General features: G+C 33.9%; 16 protein-coding genes. 5 read left to right on the top strand and 11 right to left on the bottom strand.

Features of this window, described 5'->3' with window-relative positions:
- Positions 1-3: 3 nt before the first annotated feature.
- Positions 4-807 (bottom strand): helix-turn-helix domain-containing protein, encoded by an 804-nt coding sequence (locus tag CLOLE_RS01045; protein WP_013655222.1) that lies wholly within the window; start codon positions 805-807, stop codon positions 4-6.
- A 183-nt stretch (positions 808-990) separates the two neighbouring features.
- On the opposite strand from CLOLE_RS01045, the gene CLOLE_RS01040 reads away from it, so the two are divergent.
- The 3 genes from CLOLE_RS01040 to CLOLE_RS01030 are packed head-to-tail and all read left to right on the top strand — an operon-like array spanning position 991 to position 3992.
- Positions 991-2085, top strand: coding sequence for a FecCD family ABC transporter permease (locus CLOLE_RS01040; protein ID WP_013655221.1), 1095 nt, complete (start codon positions 991-993; stop codon positions 2083-2085).
- A 9-nt stretch (positions 2086-2094) separates the two neighbouring features.
- A complete protein-coding gene (locus CLOLE_RS01035; RefSeq protein WP_013655220.1) occupies positions 2095-2865 on the top strand; it encodes an ABC transporter ATP-binding protein in 771 nt (256 codons plus the stop codon).
- 53 nt (positions 2866-2918) lie between these two features.
- A complete protein-coding gene (locus tag CLOLE_RS01030; RefSeq protein ID WP_013655219.1) occupies positions 2919-3992 on the top strand; it encodes an ABC transporter substrate-binding protein in 1074 nt (357 codons plus the stop codon).
- A 135-nt stretch (positions 3993-4127) separates the two neighbouring features.
- Here the strand turns inward: CLOLE_RS01030 and CLOLE_RS01025 are convergent, their stop codons facing one another.
- From CLOLE_RS01025 to CLOLE_RS01015, 3 genes are all read right to left on the bottom strand, one after another.
- On the bottom strand, positions 4128-4325 hold the full coding sequence (locus tag CLOLE_RS01025; protein WP_013655218.1) for a cold shock domain-containing protein: 198 nt from the start codon (positions 4323-4325) through the stop codon (positions 4128-4130).
- Between the two features lie 295 nt (positions 4326-4620).
- Entirely contained in the window at positions 4621-4818 is a 198-nt protein-coding gene (locus CLOLE_RS01020) for a cold shock domain-containing protein (protein ID WP_013655217.1), read from the bottom strand.
- Positions 4819-5219: 401 nt separating this feature from the next.
- The gene (locus CLOLE_RS01015) at positions 5220-6482 is read right to left on the bottom strand and encodes an O-acetylhomoserine aminocarboxypropyltransferase/cysteine synthase family protein (protein ID WP_013655216.1); all 1263 of its coding nucleotides are present in this window, start codon (positions 6480-6482) and stop codon (positions 5220-5222) included.
- Positions 6483-6976: 494 nt separating this feature from the next.
- Here CLOLE_RS01015 and gltS point away from each other — a divergent pair, with 494 nt between their 5' ends.
- The gene (gene gltS / locus CLOLE_RS01010) at positions 6977-8200 is read left to right on the top strand and encodes a sodium/glutamate symporter (RefSeq protein ID WP_013655215.1); all 1224 of its coding nucleotides are present in this window, start codon (positions 6977-6979) and stop codon (positions 8198-8200) included.
- An 8-nt stretch (positions 8201-8208) separates the two neighbouring features.
- Here gltS and CLOLE_RS01005 read toward each other — a convergent pair whose 3' ends face one another.
- Positions 8209-9111: a LysR family transcriptional regulator gene (locus CLOLE_RS01005; RefSeq protein WP_330369299.1), complete on the bottom strand. Its 903-nt coding sequence runs from the start codon at positions 9109-9111 to the stop codon at positions 8209-8211.
- A 146-nt stretch (positions 9112-9257) separates the two neighbouring features.
- Here CLOLE_RS01005 and CLOLE_RS01000 point away from each other — a divergent pair, with 146 nt between their 5' ends.
- On the top strand, positions 9258-9842 hold the full coding sequence (locus tag CLOLE_RS01000) for a DJ-1/PfpI family protein (protein WP_013655213.1): 585 nt from the start codon (positions 9258-9260) through the stop codon (positions 9840-9842).
- Between the two features lie 193 nt (positions 9843-10035).
- Here the strand turns inward: CLOLE_RS01000 and CLOLE_RS00995 are convergent, their stop codons facing one another.
- From CLOLE_RS00995 to CLOLE_RS00970, 6 genes are all read right to left on the bottom strand, one after another.
- Positions 10036-10956, bottom strand: a complete 921-nt coding sequence (locus CLOLE_RS00995; RefSeq protein ID WP_013655212.1) for a LysR family transcriptional regulator — start codon at positions 10954-10956, stop codon at positions 10036-10038.
- A 146-nt stretch (positions 10957-11102) separates the two neighbouring features.
- Positions 11103-11339 carry a hypothetical protein gene (locus CLOLE_RS00990; protein WP_013655211.1) on the bottom strand — a complete coding sequence of 79 codons (237 nt, stop codon included), beginning with the start codon at positions 11337-11339 and terminating at the stop codon, positions 11103-11105.
- Between the two features lie 38 nt (positions 11340-11377).
- The gene (locus CLOLE_RS00985) at positions 11378-12580 is read right to left on the bottom strand and encodes a glycosyltransferase (protein ID WP_013655210.1); all 1203 of its coding nucleotides are present in this window, start codon (positions 12578-12580) and stop codon (positions 11378-11380) included.
- A gap of 179 nt (positions 12581-12759) precedes the next feature.
- The gene (locus CLOLE_RS00980; RefSeq protein WP_013655209.1) at positions 12760-14370 is read right to left on the bottom strand and encodes a hypothetical protein; all 1611 of its coding nucleotides are present in this window, start codon (positions 14368-14370) and stop codon (positions 12760-12762) included.
- A 251-nt stretch (positions 14371-14621) separates the two neighbouring features.
- Positions 14622-14921 (bottom strand): hypothetical protein, encoded by a 300-nt coding sequence (locus CLOLE_RS00975; protein ID WP_013655208.1) that lies wholly within the window; start codon positions 14919-14921, stop codon positions 14622-14624.
- A gap of 72 nt (positions 14922-14993) precedes the next feature.
- Positions 14994-17243 (bottom strand): DUF4129 domain-containing transglutaminase family protein, encoded by a 2250-nt coding sequence (locus CLOLE_RS00970; RefSeq protein ID WP_013655207.1) that lies wholly within the window; start codon positions 17241-17243, stop codon positions 14994-14996.
- Positions 17244-17255 lie beyond the last annotated feature (12 nt).

The raw sequence follows: 17255 nt of genomic DNA, 5'->3' as shown, positions 1-17255 counted from the left end.
CTCCTATCCTTTCTTCAATTTACTTGGAGTAACACCAAAGCTTTTTTTAAATAGCCTACTAAAATAAAACTCATCATTATAACCAATTTTTTTAGAAACTTCTTTCACTGAAAAGCCTTCATTTAATAATCTGCTTGCCGCAGCCATTCTACACTTAATTAAATAATCTATTGGACGTATATTTAAATATTTATTGAACAAATAGGATATTCTATTAGATTTCTCCGCATATCTTTCTGAAAGTGTACTTAATGTAATTGGCTGCATATAGTTTTCCGCAATAAATTTACTTACCTCTAAAGTAAACTCTTTTTCACTTAATTCCTTTTTGTAATTGTAGTCTGTAAAAAGTTCTCTTAAAAATAAAGAGGTTTGTATCTGAAGATTTACTTTTGACATTAATTGATGCCTTGAAGATATCTCCATAAGCTCATCTAAAGATTTTAGTATCTCACCATAATTACCTATCTTAAACTCAAAGGTTGAATTCATATATGAAGCAGGAGCTAGATATTCATCTGCTATATAATAGATATTGATATGTTCAAATGCTTCATCGCCCATGACCTTAAAGGATAATTGTTTATTCTTACAGCCATGAATGACCTTACCTGGCTCTGCCATAAAAACTTCATTATCAAACTCGACTTTAGCCCTTCCTTTAATAGGAAAAATAAATGCAGAAAGATTGGTCATGTAACTATTTTTAGTATATGTAGGCCCTTTCGTAAATCTTTCTATTCTAAAAACTTCAAAGGTGTTTTTTCTAAACTCCTCTATCAACTCACTTTTCTTAACATTCCTCAAATAAACAAGCTCCTTTCAACTACATTTAATCGTATTTAAATAATTGTCCATGTTTTTGTTTTAGTATATTCTACTGCTATTTTTTCTGTGTTATAATTTCCTTTGAAATTGATAATGATTATCAAAATATCCGTAATATAAGCTTACATTATTTTTAGTAATTGTTCAAGAAAGGATCTAAATATGCAAGACATCTTAAATACTTCTTATGAGAAAAGTCAGAAGCTCCAAAAATCCTTTAATTTATTTATATTGGGTCTGATTATACTACTGATTGTTTCTGTGATTTTATCAGTATCTTTTGGCTCACTCAGACTAAAACCTTCTGTATCCTATAGCATCATATTAAATAAGTTATTTGGCTTATCCTTAGGGGATCCTTCCCAGGTCAATAATCTATCAACTTATAATGTTGTTTGGTTAATTAGAATGCCTAGAGTTTTACTTGCCATTGCTGTTGGAGCTGGGCTGGCTATATGTGGAACCATCATGCAGGCAACCGTTCAAAATCCCCTGGCTGAACCCTATATTTTAGGGATTTCTTCTGGTGCATCCCTAGGAGCAACTTTCTCTATCATGTTAGGATTAGGCTCTTTTAGCCTCTTTTCAGTTAGTAGTGTATCCTTTTGGGCATTTCTAGGTGCTTTAGGTGCTTCTGTTCTAGTCCTATTGCTATCTTCAATGGGAAGTAAGATATCCTCTGCTAAATTGGTCCTATCTGGAACTGTAGTTAGTGCTTTATGTACCTCTTTATCCAATTTCATCATGTCTATTGCTAGTAACGCTGAGGGCATGCAAAGCGTAAAATTTTGGACAATGGGTTCTTTAGCAGCAGCTAAATGGCAGAATATAGGCTTTGTCTTTTTAGTTGTAACTTTATTTTGTGTATTCTTCTTAACTCAGGGAAGGACATTAAATTTAATGTTAATGGGCGATGAAGCCTCTATAACTTTAGGCCTTAATTTAAATCTTTACAGAAGAATCTACATGATTATTACTTCCTTATTAACAGGTATCTTGGTTGCTAACTGCGGTATTATCGGCTTTGTGGGATTAATAATCCCTCATATTTCAAGATCTATAGTTGGATCTGATCATAAAAGACTTGTACCAACCTCGATACTTTTAGGGGCTATATTCTTAATTTGGGCTGATGTTTTTGCCAGAATAGCTATACCTAATGCAGAATTATCTATTGGTATTATCACTGGTTTAGTTGGCGCTCCATTCTTTGTTTATATTCTATTAAGAAAGGGCTTCGGATATGGAGACAAGTAGGTGAGTTTAATGGATTTAAAAGTTAAAAAATTAAAGGTTACTTTATCTCAAAAAGAAATTGTTAAAGGTATTGATTTAGCCATTACTAATAACAAATTTATCGGGCTAATAGGCCCAAATGGAAGTGGTAAATCTACATTATTAAAGGCTATATACGGCGTTATAAAACCAAGCTTTGGAGAGGTTTTTATATCTGATAAAAATATGAAGGATTATAATAAGAAATCTCTTGCCAAAACCCTTGGCGTCGTTAGCCAATTTAATCATATTAACTTTGATTTTAAAGTGATAGATATCGTATTAATGGGGAGAGCTCCTTATAAGGGATTGTTAGAGCAAGATAACAAAAATGATTACGATCTAGCACTTAAAGCCTTAGCTCAAGTTGGCATGCTAGACTTTGCTCAAAAAAGCTTTAGTTTACTATCTGGTGGTGAGAAGCAAAGAGTGATATTGGCTAGAGCCATAACCCAAGGTCCTAAAATATTGATCTTAGATGAACCTACTAATCACCTAGATATAAAGTATCAACTAGAGGTTATGTCCATTGTTAAAAACTTAAACATATGCGTTTTAGCAGCTTTACATGACCTAACATTAGCTGCTCAGTTTTGTGATGAACTCTATGTCTTAAAGGAGGGCAGCATTGTATACCAAGGTGCTCCAAATGAAATTATAACCGAAGAAATGATTAAAAAAGTTTATGATGTTGACTCTCATATTTATATCAATCCGATCACTAATAAACTTTCAATTGAGTACTTACCACCAACTTTGTAATGAAGAAAAATGAATATCCATACTATAAATTCAAAATTAAAAGGAGAACGATTATGAATAAAAAATTTATGCTTTTACTTACAGCCTTAACACTAGCTACAACAGCCCTTGTAGGATGTGGCACTCAAGCTCAAACTTCAACTGAAACTCAAGCTCAGGCCGAAACTCCAAGTACATCATCAAAGCAAGAGCCATCACCTACTGTGGCAGAAGTATCAGATAATAAAACAGCTTATCCAGTGACCTTTGAGGCTTTTGATTCTGAAGGAAATGTATACCCACAAACATTTAATGAAGCACCAAAGATGGTCATTACTAATAACCAAACTTCAACTGAATTACTTTTAACCTTAGGCTTAAAGGATTCTATCATTGGAACTGGTGATTTAGACACGCCTATCCCAGAAGAGCTAAAAGCTGATTATGAAGCTATACCTGCAATTGCTAACAAAGGTGATGTGGCTAAAGAAGTGGTTGTTGGTTCTGGTGCAGATTTAGTAATCGGCAGGGCTGCTTCATTTAAAGATGATAGATATGGCTTAATCCCTAGCTTAAATGAAGTTGGCATTAATACTTATGTTCAATTAGCAAGTAAAATGAATACTGATATCTCCCTAGATACGATTATTCAAGATGTTAGAAATGTAGGCGTTATATTCGATGTTCAAGATAAAGCTAATACATTAGCTGACTCCTTGAAGGCTTCCTTCGAGGATATTAAATCAAAGGTTCCAACTACTGGTAAAAGAAAAAAAGTGATGTTAATAGTTAATTATAACGGTGAATCCTTTACTGCTTATGGTGCTAATGCTTCATTACAATCAGAAGTGTTAAATATATTAAATGCAGATAATGTTATTGAAAAAGGTGGCTCTATCTCTCTAGAAAATATCATTTCTACTAATCCTGATCACATTGTTTATGTAACAGCGAACAAAAATGCCTCTGTAGATGGTGATGCCGTAGATAGAATATTAGCAGAACCTACTCTTCAAGATGTTGAAGCTATTAAAAATAAAAACATTACCTCTGTTGAGTATACTGAACTAATGGGCTATGGCTATAGAACCTTCGATTGTCTAGAAAAATTAGCTGAAGCTTTCTATCCAGAAGTATTTAAGAACTAATTTAAAAATAAAGGGCTATGGTCTGAGCAGATTAAAATCTGTTAACCATAGTCCTTTTCTACTCAATCAATTCTAATTAATTGTAAGCAAAAAAGACAGAACCTAAGTTCTGTCTTTTCAATAATCAATGATAGATTATGCTCTTGTAACGTTCTCTGCTTGAGCGCCACGAGGACCTTTTGTAATATCGAAGTTTACTGCTTGTCCTTCTTCGAGAGATTTAAATCCGTCTCCTTGAATAGCTGAGAAATGTACGAATACATCATCTCCACCTTCTCTTGAAATAAATCCAAATCCTTTTTCTGCGTTAAACCATTTAACTGTACCTGTCATGTGAGGTACCTCCTAATTAATATAAATTTCTGTAATGGTTGCAAACAAAAATTCACATACTATTACAGATTACATTGAGTGGTGCATATAATCTCTAATAACATGTGAATTTCACTATCTTTTAAAGGTATAAACAACAACTTAACTCTTTCTTAGTATACATCACATTTCACAACTTGTCAATATAGTTTTTAGAAATATATAGAAATTAAAGAAAATTAAAAACAAAAAAAGCTATTGTAGTAATGATATTTAATCATTACTACAATAGCTTTTTCTTAATCATTTTTAATGATTATGCTCTTGTAACGTTTTCTGCTTGTGCGCCACGAGCACCTTTTGTAATATCGAAGTTTACTCTTTGTCCTTCATCTAGAGATTTGAATCCATCTCCTTGGATTGCTGAGAAATGTACGAATACATCATCTCCATCTTCTCTTGAAATAAATCCGAATCCTTTTTCTGCGTTAAACCATTTAACTGTACCTGTCATGTGCGGTACCTCCTAATTAATATGAATTTCTGTAATGGTTGCAAATAAAAAATTCACATACTATTACAGATTACATTGAGTGGTGCATATAATCTCTAATAACATGTGAATTTCACTATCTTATAAAGGTATAAACAACTACTGAATACTCTCTTAGTATATATCACATTTCGCATCTTGTCAATATAATATTTAAAAATGTATTTATAAACATTATTTTTTCAAAAGTATTATCATTCTAACACCCTGGCTCATCATGCACTCACACAGGCACCATAGAATCTCAAAAAAACGATGTTTTATAAAATATTTACTACTCTGTGGATTTAGTATAGCTGAAAAAGCCTTGAAAATGTCTATAAGATCGATATTTTCAAGGCTCTCTCTTTATTTATTAGACATTATAGCTGAGCCAAACTTTGCTCAATGTCTTCAATAATGTCTTCCACGTTCTCAAGTCCTACTGAGAAACGAATCATTCCTGGATCGATGCCAGCTGCTACTAATTGCTCATCTGTTAATTGGCGGTGTGTTTCACTAGCTGGATGAAGTACACAAGTACGGATATCTGCTACATGCACTTCATTAGAAGCTAATTTTAAGCTGTCCATAAACTGAATGGCTTTCTCTTTACCACCTTTAATGACCATAGAAATAACACCACTTGAACCTTTTAAGTATTTCTTAGCAAGTTCATGGTACTCATCCCCTTCAAGTCCTGGATACATCACTTTCTCAATCTTATCAGAAGCTGCAAAATACTCCGCTACCTTAAGGGCATTTTGGCAATATCTTTCCATTCTAATAGCTAATGTCTCAAGACCTAAATTTAATAAGAAAGCTGAGTTAGCTGCTGGATACATACCATAGTCTCTCATGAGCTGCATTCTTGCTTTAATAATATAAGCTGCTTTACCATAAGTTTCAGTATAAGTAATACCATGGTAAGTTTCATCTGGCTCTGTGAACTCTGGGAAGTTACCATTAGTCCAGTCGAAGTTACCACTATCAACGATTACCCCGCCTACTTGCACAGCATGTCCATCCATATATTTAGAAGTAGAATGAACAACGATATCTGCACCATGTTCAAATGGTTTACAGAGAATAGGTGTTGCAAAGGTATTATCAATAATAAGTGGCACACCATGTGCATGCGCAATTTTAGCGAATTTCTCAATGTCTAATACACAAAGTGCTGGATTAGCTAATGTTTCCCCAAACACTGCTTTGGTATTAGATTTAAAAGCTGCATGGATGGTTTCCTCATCAGCATTTTGATCAACAAAGATACATTCGATGCCTTGTTTTTTCAAAGTTGCTGCAAAGAGATTAATTGTACCACCATAAATCGTAGAGGTACTTATAAAGCTATCTCCTGCTTTACAAATGTTTAAGATAGATAAAAGAGAAGCACCTTGTCCTGATGTGGTACACATTGCCCCAATACCACCTTCAAGAGCAGCGATTTTTTCTTCTACTGCCATAACAGTTGGGTTAGCAAAACGTGAATAAATAAGCGCCTTAGTAGGTTCATCAAATACGTCCCCTATTTCTTTTGTAGAATCAAATACATAAGTCGTGCTTTGATAAATAGGTACTACTCTTGGCTCACTATTTTTAGGTGTATAGCCCGCGTGCAAACATTTGGTTTCGTCTCTCATATCTAAATCCTCCTGAAATAAAAAGCTTTGTTCATCCCATAGCCTAAACACTCTTTTTGAGCGTTATCGGCAATTGAGACTCTATTTATGATTTTCCTGTTTATAACCATATGTTACCATAAAACTTTTGTTATTCTGTAATGTCAAAAAACTATAGTCTGATATAGCTATAAGCTATATCTATTGTTACACATTGATATATAGCAAGACTAATTACTTATCTCTAAGTAACGTTAATCCTAACTTCCTCCCCCTATAAATCTTAAGCAAAACCCTTTCATTGACTTTGTCGAAAAAATGAACTATTATACAAAATATAAAAATTTCAATTAATTATCTGCCCACATTATCAATAAAACGCTCTACTTTATTATCTATATAATAATATCTATAAATTAAATTCTTGCTTAGCTCTCTATATAGCATTTAATTTTTATCCACTAATAGTAATTTCAAAGATATAAAAAATATTTTATAATTTTAGGAGTTAATAAATGACAATTCAACTTAATATGATTCAATCTATAGGATTGGCAGTCATCTTTCTGTTATTGGGAAAGGCAATCAAAAATGCTATCCCCGTATTTTCAAGATACGCCATTCCTTCGCCAGTAATTGGGGGACTTATATTTTCAATTATACATATGATTTTTAGACAAAATAATATTGCTTCATTTGAATTCGATACAACCCTACAGACTTTCTTCCAGATTATGTTCTTCTGTACTGTCGGATTTAATGCCAGCTTTAAAATGCTTAAGATCGGTGGTAAGCAAGTACTCTTATTTCTTCTTATATCAACAGTTTTTGCTGTGCTTCAAAATGCATTGGCCGTTGGTCTCGCAGGTATTGTAGGAATTGATCCACTACTAGCACTACTTACAGCTTCTCCTGCTTTAACGGGTGGACATGGTACTTCAGCCGCTGTAGCACCTAGCATTGAAGCTCTTGGTTATCCTCAGGCTCTAACAGTAGCTTTAACAGCTGCAACCTTTGGACTTGTTGCAGGTTCACTACTAGGTAGCCCTATGGCAAATCGCCTCATTATAAAGGATAATCTCTTACATAAGAAAAAACTTCCATCTTCTAATGAAACTGAGTTCGACTTATCTATTACCCAAAAGAATACACCCCTATTAGATACTAATAAAATAAGTATGGCTTTCTTTCAAATACTAATAGCTATGTTTCTAGGAACTTATTTAACTGATGCTTTAAATGCATTCGTTAGTCAGTGGTCTACCGACATTAATTTTCCTGCCTACATAGGTGCTATGATTACTGCTGCTGTTATAAGAAATATTTCTGATGCTACCGGCTTTATTAAAACACCTTTAGAAGAAATTAAGGTAGTTGAAGAAGTATCCTTAAATCTATTCCTTGGTATGGCACTTATCACATTAAAACTTTGGCAGCTCATAGACCTGGCACTTCCAATGTTACTTTTACTTTTAGCGCAGTGCGTAATGATGTACCTTTATGGCATCTTTGTATCTTATCCATTAATGGGCAAAAATTATGACTCAGCTGTAATGGTGGCAGGACTAACTGGATTTGCAATGGGGTCTACATCAAATGCCATGGCAAATATGAATTCTATTACTGAAAAGTATGTATACTCTAGAACTGCATTCTTCATCGTTCCAATAGTAGGCTCATTATTTATAGACTTTATAAACATTGGCATTATCCAAGGATTTATCAGTTTTCTTTCTTAAAAATACTGTTATCTCCAATTGATAGATTCATTTAACGTAAGTTCTATTAACTTACTCATTGGCACTGATACACTTTTATTTTTATGATATGTAAGTTGAGTTCTAAACTGGCCTAGCGGCTCCGTTACTTCTATCATCTTAAGTCTTCCTTCTCTTATTTCATCTCTAACAGTGTAATAAGGTACTAAAGAAATTCCTAACCCATTCATTACACATTTTTTAATAGCTTCTATACTTGAGAATTCTAAGGGGTTGACATACCTTATTTTCTTCTGCCTTAAGTAATTCTCAAATGCTACTCTAGCAATACATCCTTTTTCACTAAATATAATACTTTCTCTTGCTACTTCACCTTCACAATTGGCTACTAAAAATTCCAAATCTGCATCTGGCGCACCAATAATGACCATATATTCATCTTTTAAATGATTAACGACTAAATCTGTATCCCTAATTTCTGGCTCAATGGTAAACGCTATGTCTATCTCCCCACTATGTAATTTACTTCTTAAATCACTACACTTGGCGGCCTTTAAAATGATATTTACATTTGGATAATTCTTTTTATATTCCTTTAAAATTTTTCCTAAACGGTAGATGGTTAATGACTCTGATGCTCCAATAATTAAATCACCCGATACGTTATTAGAATGAGAAGTTATATTCTTAATTTCCTTATATACATCTAACATTTGTTTAGCATAAGGCACTAATTTCTTACCAACATGAGTCAAAATAACCTTTTTGCCTAAACGATCAAATAAGACTTCTCCCAGCTCATCTTCTAAGATTCGAATATGAGATGTTATTGTAGACTGAGCATACCCCAAATGCTCTGCTGCTTTTGTAAATCCTTGAAGCTCAACTATGGTTATAAATGTTTGCAAATGCCTAATTTCCATTAATCCCATTCCTTTATACTTTGAATATATAGTATCACAGTATCATAGATTTCGATTATTTACTTCATTTATTTCAATTTTATTTATCAAATACTTTGTTCTATAATTAAAAATCATTTGGTATCCAATATAACTAGTCAAAGGAGTTGCTGTATATGAAAAAAGTTTTATTGCTTCTTGCCAATGGTTTTGAAGCTGTAGAAGCAAGCGTTTTTACTGATGTTATAGGTTGGAATAAGTTAGAAGGGGATGGCACCACAGATTTAGTCACTGTTGGCATAAGAGAAAAATTAAAATGTACCTTTAACTTCACTGTGATTCCAGAAATATCTATCAGTGAAGTGAAAATTGATGAATTCCATGCACTTGCAATACCTGGGGGGTTTGAAGAAGCGGGATTTTATGAAGATGCTTTTAGTGAGGATTTTTTTAATTTAATCAGAGAATTTGACAAAGCAGGAAAAATAATAGCTTCCATTTGTGTTGGTGCACTTCCTATTGGAAAAAGCGGCGTACTAGCGGGTAGAAATGCCACAACCTATCATTTAGGAAATGGCCAAAGACAAAAACAACTCGCTGACTTTGGTGCAAATGTTCTTGGTGATGAGCCTATTGTTATAGATAAAAATATAATTACTTCCTATAATCCCTCAACTGCTTTTGATGTAGCTTTCACTCTTTTAGAGCTACTTACATCTAAGGAAAATTGTAACCATGTTAAGAAGCTAATGGGATTTTAGAAAAATAACGGCATAAAGTAGAGGAGCTAAGGAGTTCGAAAATATTATGCCTCTTCTACACTCCTCGTTTATATCTTGGACGTTTATAAGGTCAATAATGCTTATAAGAAATGAGAGGAGAGAGCCCTCATCCTCTTATTTCCACCTAGCAGCTATCAAGTTCATGTAAATTTAGGTAGTATCTACCTAGATTTCACCCCACTTTATTTTTTAAGTTCTCAGCAATTCTCTTTAATGCTTCTAGGTAAATCTCACCCAAATGAGTGAGGGTTGTATCCTTATGTATAATCGTTCCTACGCAGATTTTCTCATCTGCTTCCAAGGGAATAGATACAATATCTTCCCCGTGAAGATATTCTGGAAATACCCCTGTTGAAAAGGTATAAGCATTAACACCTATCATCATATTAACTACTGCTGCTCGGTCGCTTACTTTAATGCTTTTTTTCACACTTCGAGTACTTAATACCTCCTCTGAAAAGTAAAAAGAGTTTTGATCACCTTGTTCAAAGGATACACAAGGATAATCTTCTAATTCCTCTAGAGTAATGGTTTTATTTTGAGCTAGCGGATGATGCTTATATAAAAACACATGAGGTCTTGCTGTAAAAAGTTCGGTAAAAACTAAGTTACTTTCTTTTAGAAGCTTCCCAATGACTGGCGCATTGAAATCTGACAAATAAATAAGTCCAATCTCACTTCTAAGATTTTTCACATCATCAATAACTTCATACGTCTTGGTTTCTCTAAAGGTGAATTCATACTCCTCACCTCCAAATTCCTTGATTAAGTCTACAAAGGCATTGGCTGCAAAAAGATAATGATGAGTAGATACTGAAAAGCGTTGCTTCGCTGGCATCCCACTTAAATACTTTTGTTCTAATAGTTCCGATTGCTGAAGAACTTGTCTAGCATAGCCTAAGAATTCTGCTCCTTCAGAAGAAATTTGAATACCTCTATTGGTTCTAGTAAAAATTGTGATTTTAATTTCCTTCTCTAAATCTTTTATGGCATTAGATAAGCTGGGCTGTGAAATAAATAAATATTTAGCCGCTTCATTAATAGAGCCTTTATCGGCTATAGCCACTACATATTTTAACTGTTGTAATGTCAAGAACTGTCCCTCCCTCTACTTTTTTCTTTATCATTATTCTTATTTCATTATAAAAAAACACATAACTATTCAGTCACTATCAAAAGTCTATTAATACGTTTATTCTTATTATACTCAAAGTTGCTACAAAAGGGATTCTTTTGTATTTAAATCTGAATAAGCACCCCCATGGTTACCGTGGTTATATTGGCTATAACAACATAATACTTAATAATAGCTAATCGCTGAGCCTCCGAGCAACAAATAAGATGTCTTTTATAAAACAAATATTCTAGCCAGACCACCAGAACCTCTAGCATTATAAAAGCCATACTGCTCCACTGAGACAAACCTAGAATGATGAATCGTAAAAAGAAAAGAGGAGCTGCCCATTTCTCATACACCGCAAACTCCTCTTTTAAGTCACTTTTTTCTATTTATACTAGCTTACAATCGCTGTATGGTTATCATCATGTTGCTCTACATAACCTTGCTCTTTATTAGCTATTACTTTTTCATATAGTGCTTCAATCCTTTTACCAAAGATCTCACTACTATAAGCTTGCACACTTTCAGCCGTATGTGCTTTTATTTCATTATATTTATCTGGATGATCCAATAAATCATTGATAATATGGATGAATTCCTCACTAGTCTCATAAGTATACCCATTATAGCCTTCTTTTAGGAGTGCCTTTAAGCAATCATCTTTTCTACAAACAATAGGCACTTCATTGATTAAAGCTTCAATATAAGTTAGGCCTTGTGTTTCACTCGTAGAACCACTTACAAAAATATCGCCTAGTTTGTAGTATTTATAGATTTCCATTTGATCAATCATACCTGCAAATACAACTGAGTCTCGAATCCCTAGTTGCTCTGCCATCTTTTCTAGCTCTAGCCTGTATGGACCATTCCCTACAATCACCAAAGATATATTTTTTCTTTGTTCTATTAATGCTTTCATATTTAGCATGACTTCATCTAGATTTTTTTCTTTACCTACTCTACCCACAGTTACTATTACCTTATGACCCCGTGGTATGTTTAAAGTTCCTTGGAGAGCATTTTTTTCTTCCTGAGTAAGTGTTTTTTTAAATCTAGTAAAATCAATTCCATTTGGAATCACCTCTATGGGTGGTTCAATATGATAGGCTTCTAATATTCCTTTGGTTTTATTGGTAGGAACAACCACTGTGTCTACTGTTTTTAATATACGCCTTGAAAAAATAATAACTGCTTTTTTACCTAAGTTTTCATGTTTAGTAAAATAACTTGTATAATCTTGATATAACGTATGATAAGTATGGATAATTGGAATATCTAATTTCTTTGCTATCTTTCTAGCAAATAAAAAGGAACAAAATTCTGTTTGAGAGTGAATAATATCTGGTCCCCACTTGATAATTTCACTCACCATTCTACTCTTATAATTTACAGTTGCCCTTGCATCAGGATAGATATTGACACTAAAAGAACGAATCATATAAACATCGCCCTCTTGCCTAGAACAGCCCTCATGTGCTAATGCTAAGATTCTCACATCATGTCCCCTTAACTTTAACTGAGTATATAATGTCATTACTGATGTTACTACCCCATTCACAATAGGTGCAAAAGCATCTGTCGTCAGTAGTATTTTCATAAGAAACTCCTCCTTAATATAACCCTTCACTCTTTATACTATTGTATAATAAACCATTTATATCCCCTAGTGCGTCATTTTTATTTCTTTTTAATCTCTCTTATGTTTTTTTAATCTTTCTTACATTTTTTTAATCCTTACTGAATCCCTATATGTATTGCTTTAAAGCCGTCTTCATCCTATTTAAATACTTCTTCTAACCTTAATAAAATATTAAGCTGCGATTTCCAGATAGCATCACTAAACATTTTACTAATCTCATTAACAGCTTCAGGGTTAATGGTAAGTACAATAACGAGTGCTACTATGATAATCAGGCTTATCCACACAAAATAATTCCATCTCGCTTCTGGAATTTTACCTAAGGTATCTACTAGCTTTGGTAATAATTGATTAAGTGCCCATCCCAGTAAAAAAAGCAAGAAGGTTACAGTAAATACCTTGGTTGCTACTTCCCAGAAATTTGTAGCGCCTATGTCAGCTACTAAGTTATTGAAATTTACACTTCTGTTAGTCGTATCACAATCTAAACTAAAGGAGAATGCTCCAAGCCTTGAAAATAGCCCTGCACTTAAACTTAAAATGGTGGCCACTACAAGTGTTTCTGCAAAACCTTGATTAAAACGAACACCTCGCCCTCTCCAATGCCTAAAGCTACTTAGAAGAATAACGCCTAAAACTAAAAGCATCAGCACAAGAAAATAACTCCCTATTGGATTATCTAAATAAGAGACATTTTTCTTAAACCATGCCTCCATTGTAAAAAGCTCCATCTTTAGCTCCAACAAGCTATTGGCATCTACTAAATAATCTATAAACGATACATGACCCGTTAATAAAGCACATAACAGCATTCCCATCAAGAAACAAAAAGTCTCTAAGAAAAGATGCAGCTGCGTAAAACTCATGGTCATATAAGCACCACTAAATACAATCCTTCCTGAAATCACTAAGGCTAAAATCACTACCGCTATAAAGATCATTCTTGCTATATAAATTAAAGTAGGCACTATTTGGTCGTATTTTTTAAATACCAGCTGCTTCCTTGCGAAAAAGGTTAGTGTAAAAAGCGTCAAAGTAAAACTCATTCCCCATAACCTTAAAAGGTCTACAGTAGAAATTATTTTTAAAGAAGGTCTAATTGCAGATGCCACATACTGTTCATATAATAAATTCAATCTAGAATCCTGCATAAGACCAGTAATTCCTTCTCCTCTTATGGTTAGCTGCTTACTAAGCAAAAAAGCAACACCTGTCACTACTAGCCCATTGATCATGGCTATGGCAATATTACTATACATATCTCTGGTTCTTTTAGTAATGGCATAACGAAGCTTCTCCGAAAGCCATAGCAGAAAAATAGTTATTCCTATAAAGAAAAGAGGTAACATGACTGTAAAACGGTATTCATCCATCTTATTAAAAATAAAATAAACCTGATTTTCTCCACCATACAACATGCTATACGCCATTAGCATAGGATTTGCTATAGTTTCTCTCATCTTATCATCAGCGCCAGATTTTTCAAACCAACTTAGGATGCGCTGAATAATCCCTAAATTTTTTAAATACATGGCTAATATGCCACTTGCACCCATGCTTAACACAAGTGCTATACTTGAAAAAAGGCAAGCCTCCTTGCACCAAGACCTTCTTCCTTGTTTAATTCTAGCAACAACGCTCTCCTTTGTTTGATGGAGTTCTTCTGCTATTTCTACTAGTTCTGGCTTTTTTTCCTCCACCCTTAACTGTTCCTCTTGCATAACCATGTCACTTTTCTTTTGAAACATCCAATCCCCCCATAATACTCTCTTTTATGTTGCACCCTTATCTCTCTATTCATAATAAATTCTATCAGTCTCTTTTTCTTCCTAGGAATCTACTATGCTTTAATTTAAAACTGAATATTTGAAATTCAACTCAGAATAACCTCATTATATAACATACTGTCTTGTATTTATAGCATAAGCGTTAAATTTTATAACCTATATAATAAAAGTGGGGCATGAGACTAACTTAATTAGCTCCATGCCCCACTTTCTTATTGATTACTACAAAACTTCACATATTGGTTAAGTGCCTTATGTAAAACATTCCCGCTTTCATTGTTCATATTAATATACACATGACTCTTTTTAATCGCTGAAATAGCACCTTCTAACTCACCGCTTTGATTCATACTATAAAGCCTCTTATCAATAACACCATTCTCATACATAGCATCTGACAGATGACTTACCCCTTTAATATAGCTCTCAATCGTCTTTGCCGGAATAGATCTTCCTGTTTTTGCTACCGTCTCATTTTGTAGCCATCTTCTAAAAGCCTCTTTTCTATTCATAAGAACCTCCCATCAAAGTAATATACTACTTACTTTAATGTATTCGGTCCAAGCTATTTCTAGCACTTTTTTCTAAGTAGACTTTGATTTTTTCCTAAGACCTCTATAGGCTTTAACCGCTAGCTTAAGCTCCTCACGACTAGGAGGTTGATGACCAAAGGTACTTTTTTCAAACAAACTTACTACTAACTCTATAGAAAAACCTTCATCTACCATACGTTTTTGGTACTGACTAATAGTTTCCTTTTCCCCCTTTGGATAGCCCTTCTTTTCTAGGAGAAATAAGGTCCTTCTCATTAAGCTTTCTATTCCCCACTTAGTAGGTTTTAAATGCAGTAGCAGGAGCCAATAGATAGTCTTTACTCCGTGAACAAACTTAAAGCTTAAGAAAATACAAAGAACAAAAATTAAACTTCCTAGACCTAGCTGCATATAATCCGCTGCTATCATTTGTTTGGTTTTCTCAGGCTCTAGGTTCTCCTGAACGATTGGGGGCGTAGGGTCAAATAACATCCAACCATAGGCCGGAATATAAACTTCTGCAAAAGCATGGGCATCCTTTTCTCTGACCACATAGGTATTGGTTGTTCCGGGCTTCTTTTCTGTAACTAAATACCCAGTTACATACCTTGTCGGCAAGCCTACAGAGCGGCACATGAGTACCATACTACTTGCAAACTCTTGACAAACGCCTTGCTTTTGATTAAAAAGAAAGTCATAAACATCGTCGCCTTGCTGGACTGGTTTACTTTGAAGATTATAAATATAATTCTCTTTTAAATAGTTACAAATGGCTTCAGCTTGTCCCCAGTCAGATACTTCTCCTTTAATAACTTCTTTGGTTAACTCGTAAATTGGATATTCTATCTCTTCTGGTATCTGTAAATAGCTTTGTTGTACTTTTTGATACTGTACTAGGGGCGTATAGGTCCTAAGAAGCTTTGGAATAAGTTCTTTGTTATAGAGGCCATCTTCTCTGTAAGCTTGTAATTCTTTGTATAAGTTAACAAAACGATTATGACTTAAGCCCTTTAAAAAAGCATATTCTCTACTTCCTTGCTTTGGCGTACGATCGTAATAGCTGACTTGATACCAAGTAGGCTCAACAAGGCGGTCACTATGAAAATAAATATTTTCTAGATTACCATAATAATAGATTCTAGAAGCTAAGCTATCCTGAATGTTAGTAAAACCATTAATGGTAAAATAATTGACTTTATTAATAGGGTTTTGATTAATGGTATAGCGCTTTTTCATAGTAATGGAGCTTTCTCTATTTAGAATTTGCTTATACTCCGAAAAAAGCTCTGGCTTTTGAGTCCTAAGCCACGCCATTTCATTTAAAATAGTAACAGTCTGACTATATTCTGCTTCTAAGTATGCTGGTCTAAAATCAATGTAGCTTTCATAGGAACTATCTCCTACTTCAAACTCCCAAGCATTATTAATATATTTTTTATAAGCTACTTCTCTAAGGTAAATAGGTTCACTGGCATCCACTTCAAATAAAATAACATCCGATAAAACTAAATCCTTAGTAAGCTCAGAGCTAGCTGGCAAATTATTATCTAAATTTGCTTGTGTTCCAAAGTTACTTCTTAAGTTCTTTAGCCATCTAGTCCCCGGCAACTCTTGTACTTTGGGCATATTGGTTCCTAATCCCCAGAGCACTAAAACCATTATGGTAAAGGTAATGAAATAATGTCCTGGCTCAAATATATAGCGCGTGTGGTGCATTTTCCCTTCTGCTTTTCTCATAAATAGCACTAGAATAAGAACTCCTGATCCTATCATCAGACTACTAATTCTTGTAAAATGATTAAACCCTTCTCTTGTATACACAATTAATATAATAGAAAAGATTAGAATCCAACTTGGTGGTAACCAACGATCTATTTTATCACCAAGCATCTTACTAAGAGGTTTTCCGTATAGCACAACAGTCACAAAAAAATAGTTAACAAAGATATAGGTAGCTACTTCAAACTCTATAATAGATAGATTCTTATCAAAAAGATGAGAAAGCCAATATAAATAACTAATCTTCTCCGCATAAGCAGCCTGACTCATTAAATAGATAGCTATAGTAAATAAGCAAACGGTGACGATCTGAAAAAGAGGAAAAATGTAGCTTCTCTGCTCGCTATCTACCTGAGCTATAGCTAATAGCTTTTTACAAAGACTAATAAGTAAGCCTTGTATTAACACTAAGAGAGTCAATCCAATAAGTAAATGAAAACCCCCGTATAAACTCATACTTAAAACTAGTAATATACTTACTAAGCTTGTACCTATAAGCTTAGTTTTTGTAGGTTTACCCATCTTTATCCTCCT

It is taken from the genome of Cellulosilyticum lentocellum DSM 5427, assembly GCF_000178835.2.
In the GTDB taxonomy this organism is placed as follows: Bacteria; Bacillota; Clostridia; order Lachnospirales; family Cellulosilyticaceae; genus Cellulosilyticum; species Cellulosilyticum lentocellum.
The sequence above is the reverse complement of the archived record's forward strand: the minus strand, read 5'-3'. Positions and strand labels throughout refer to the sequence as shown.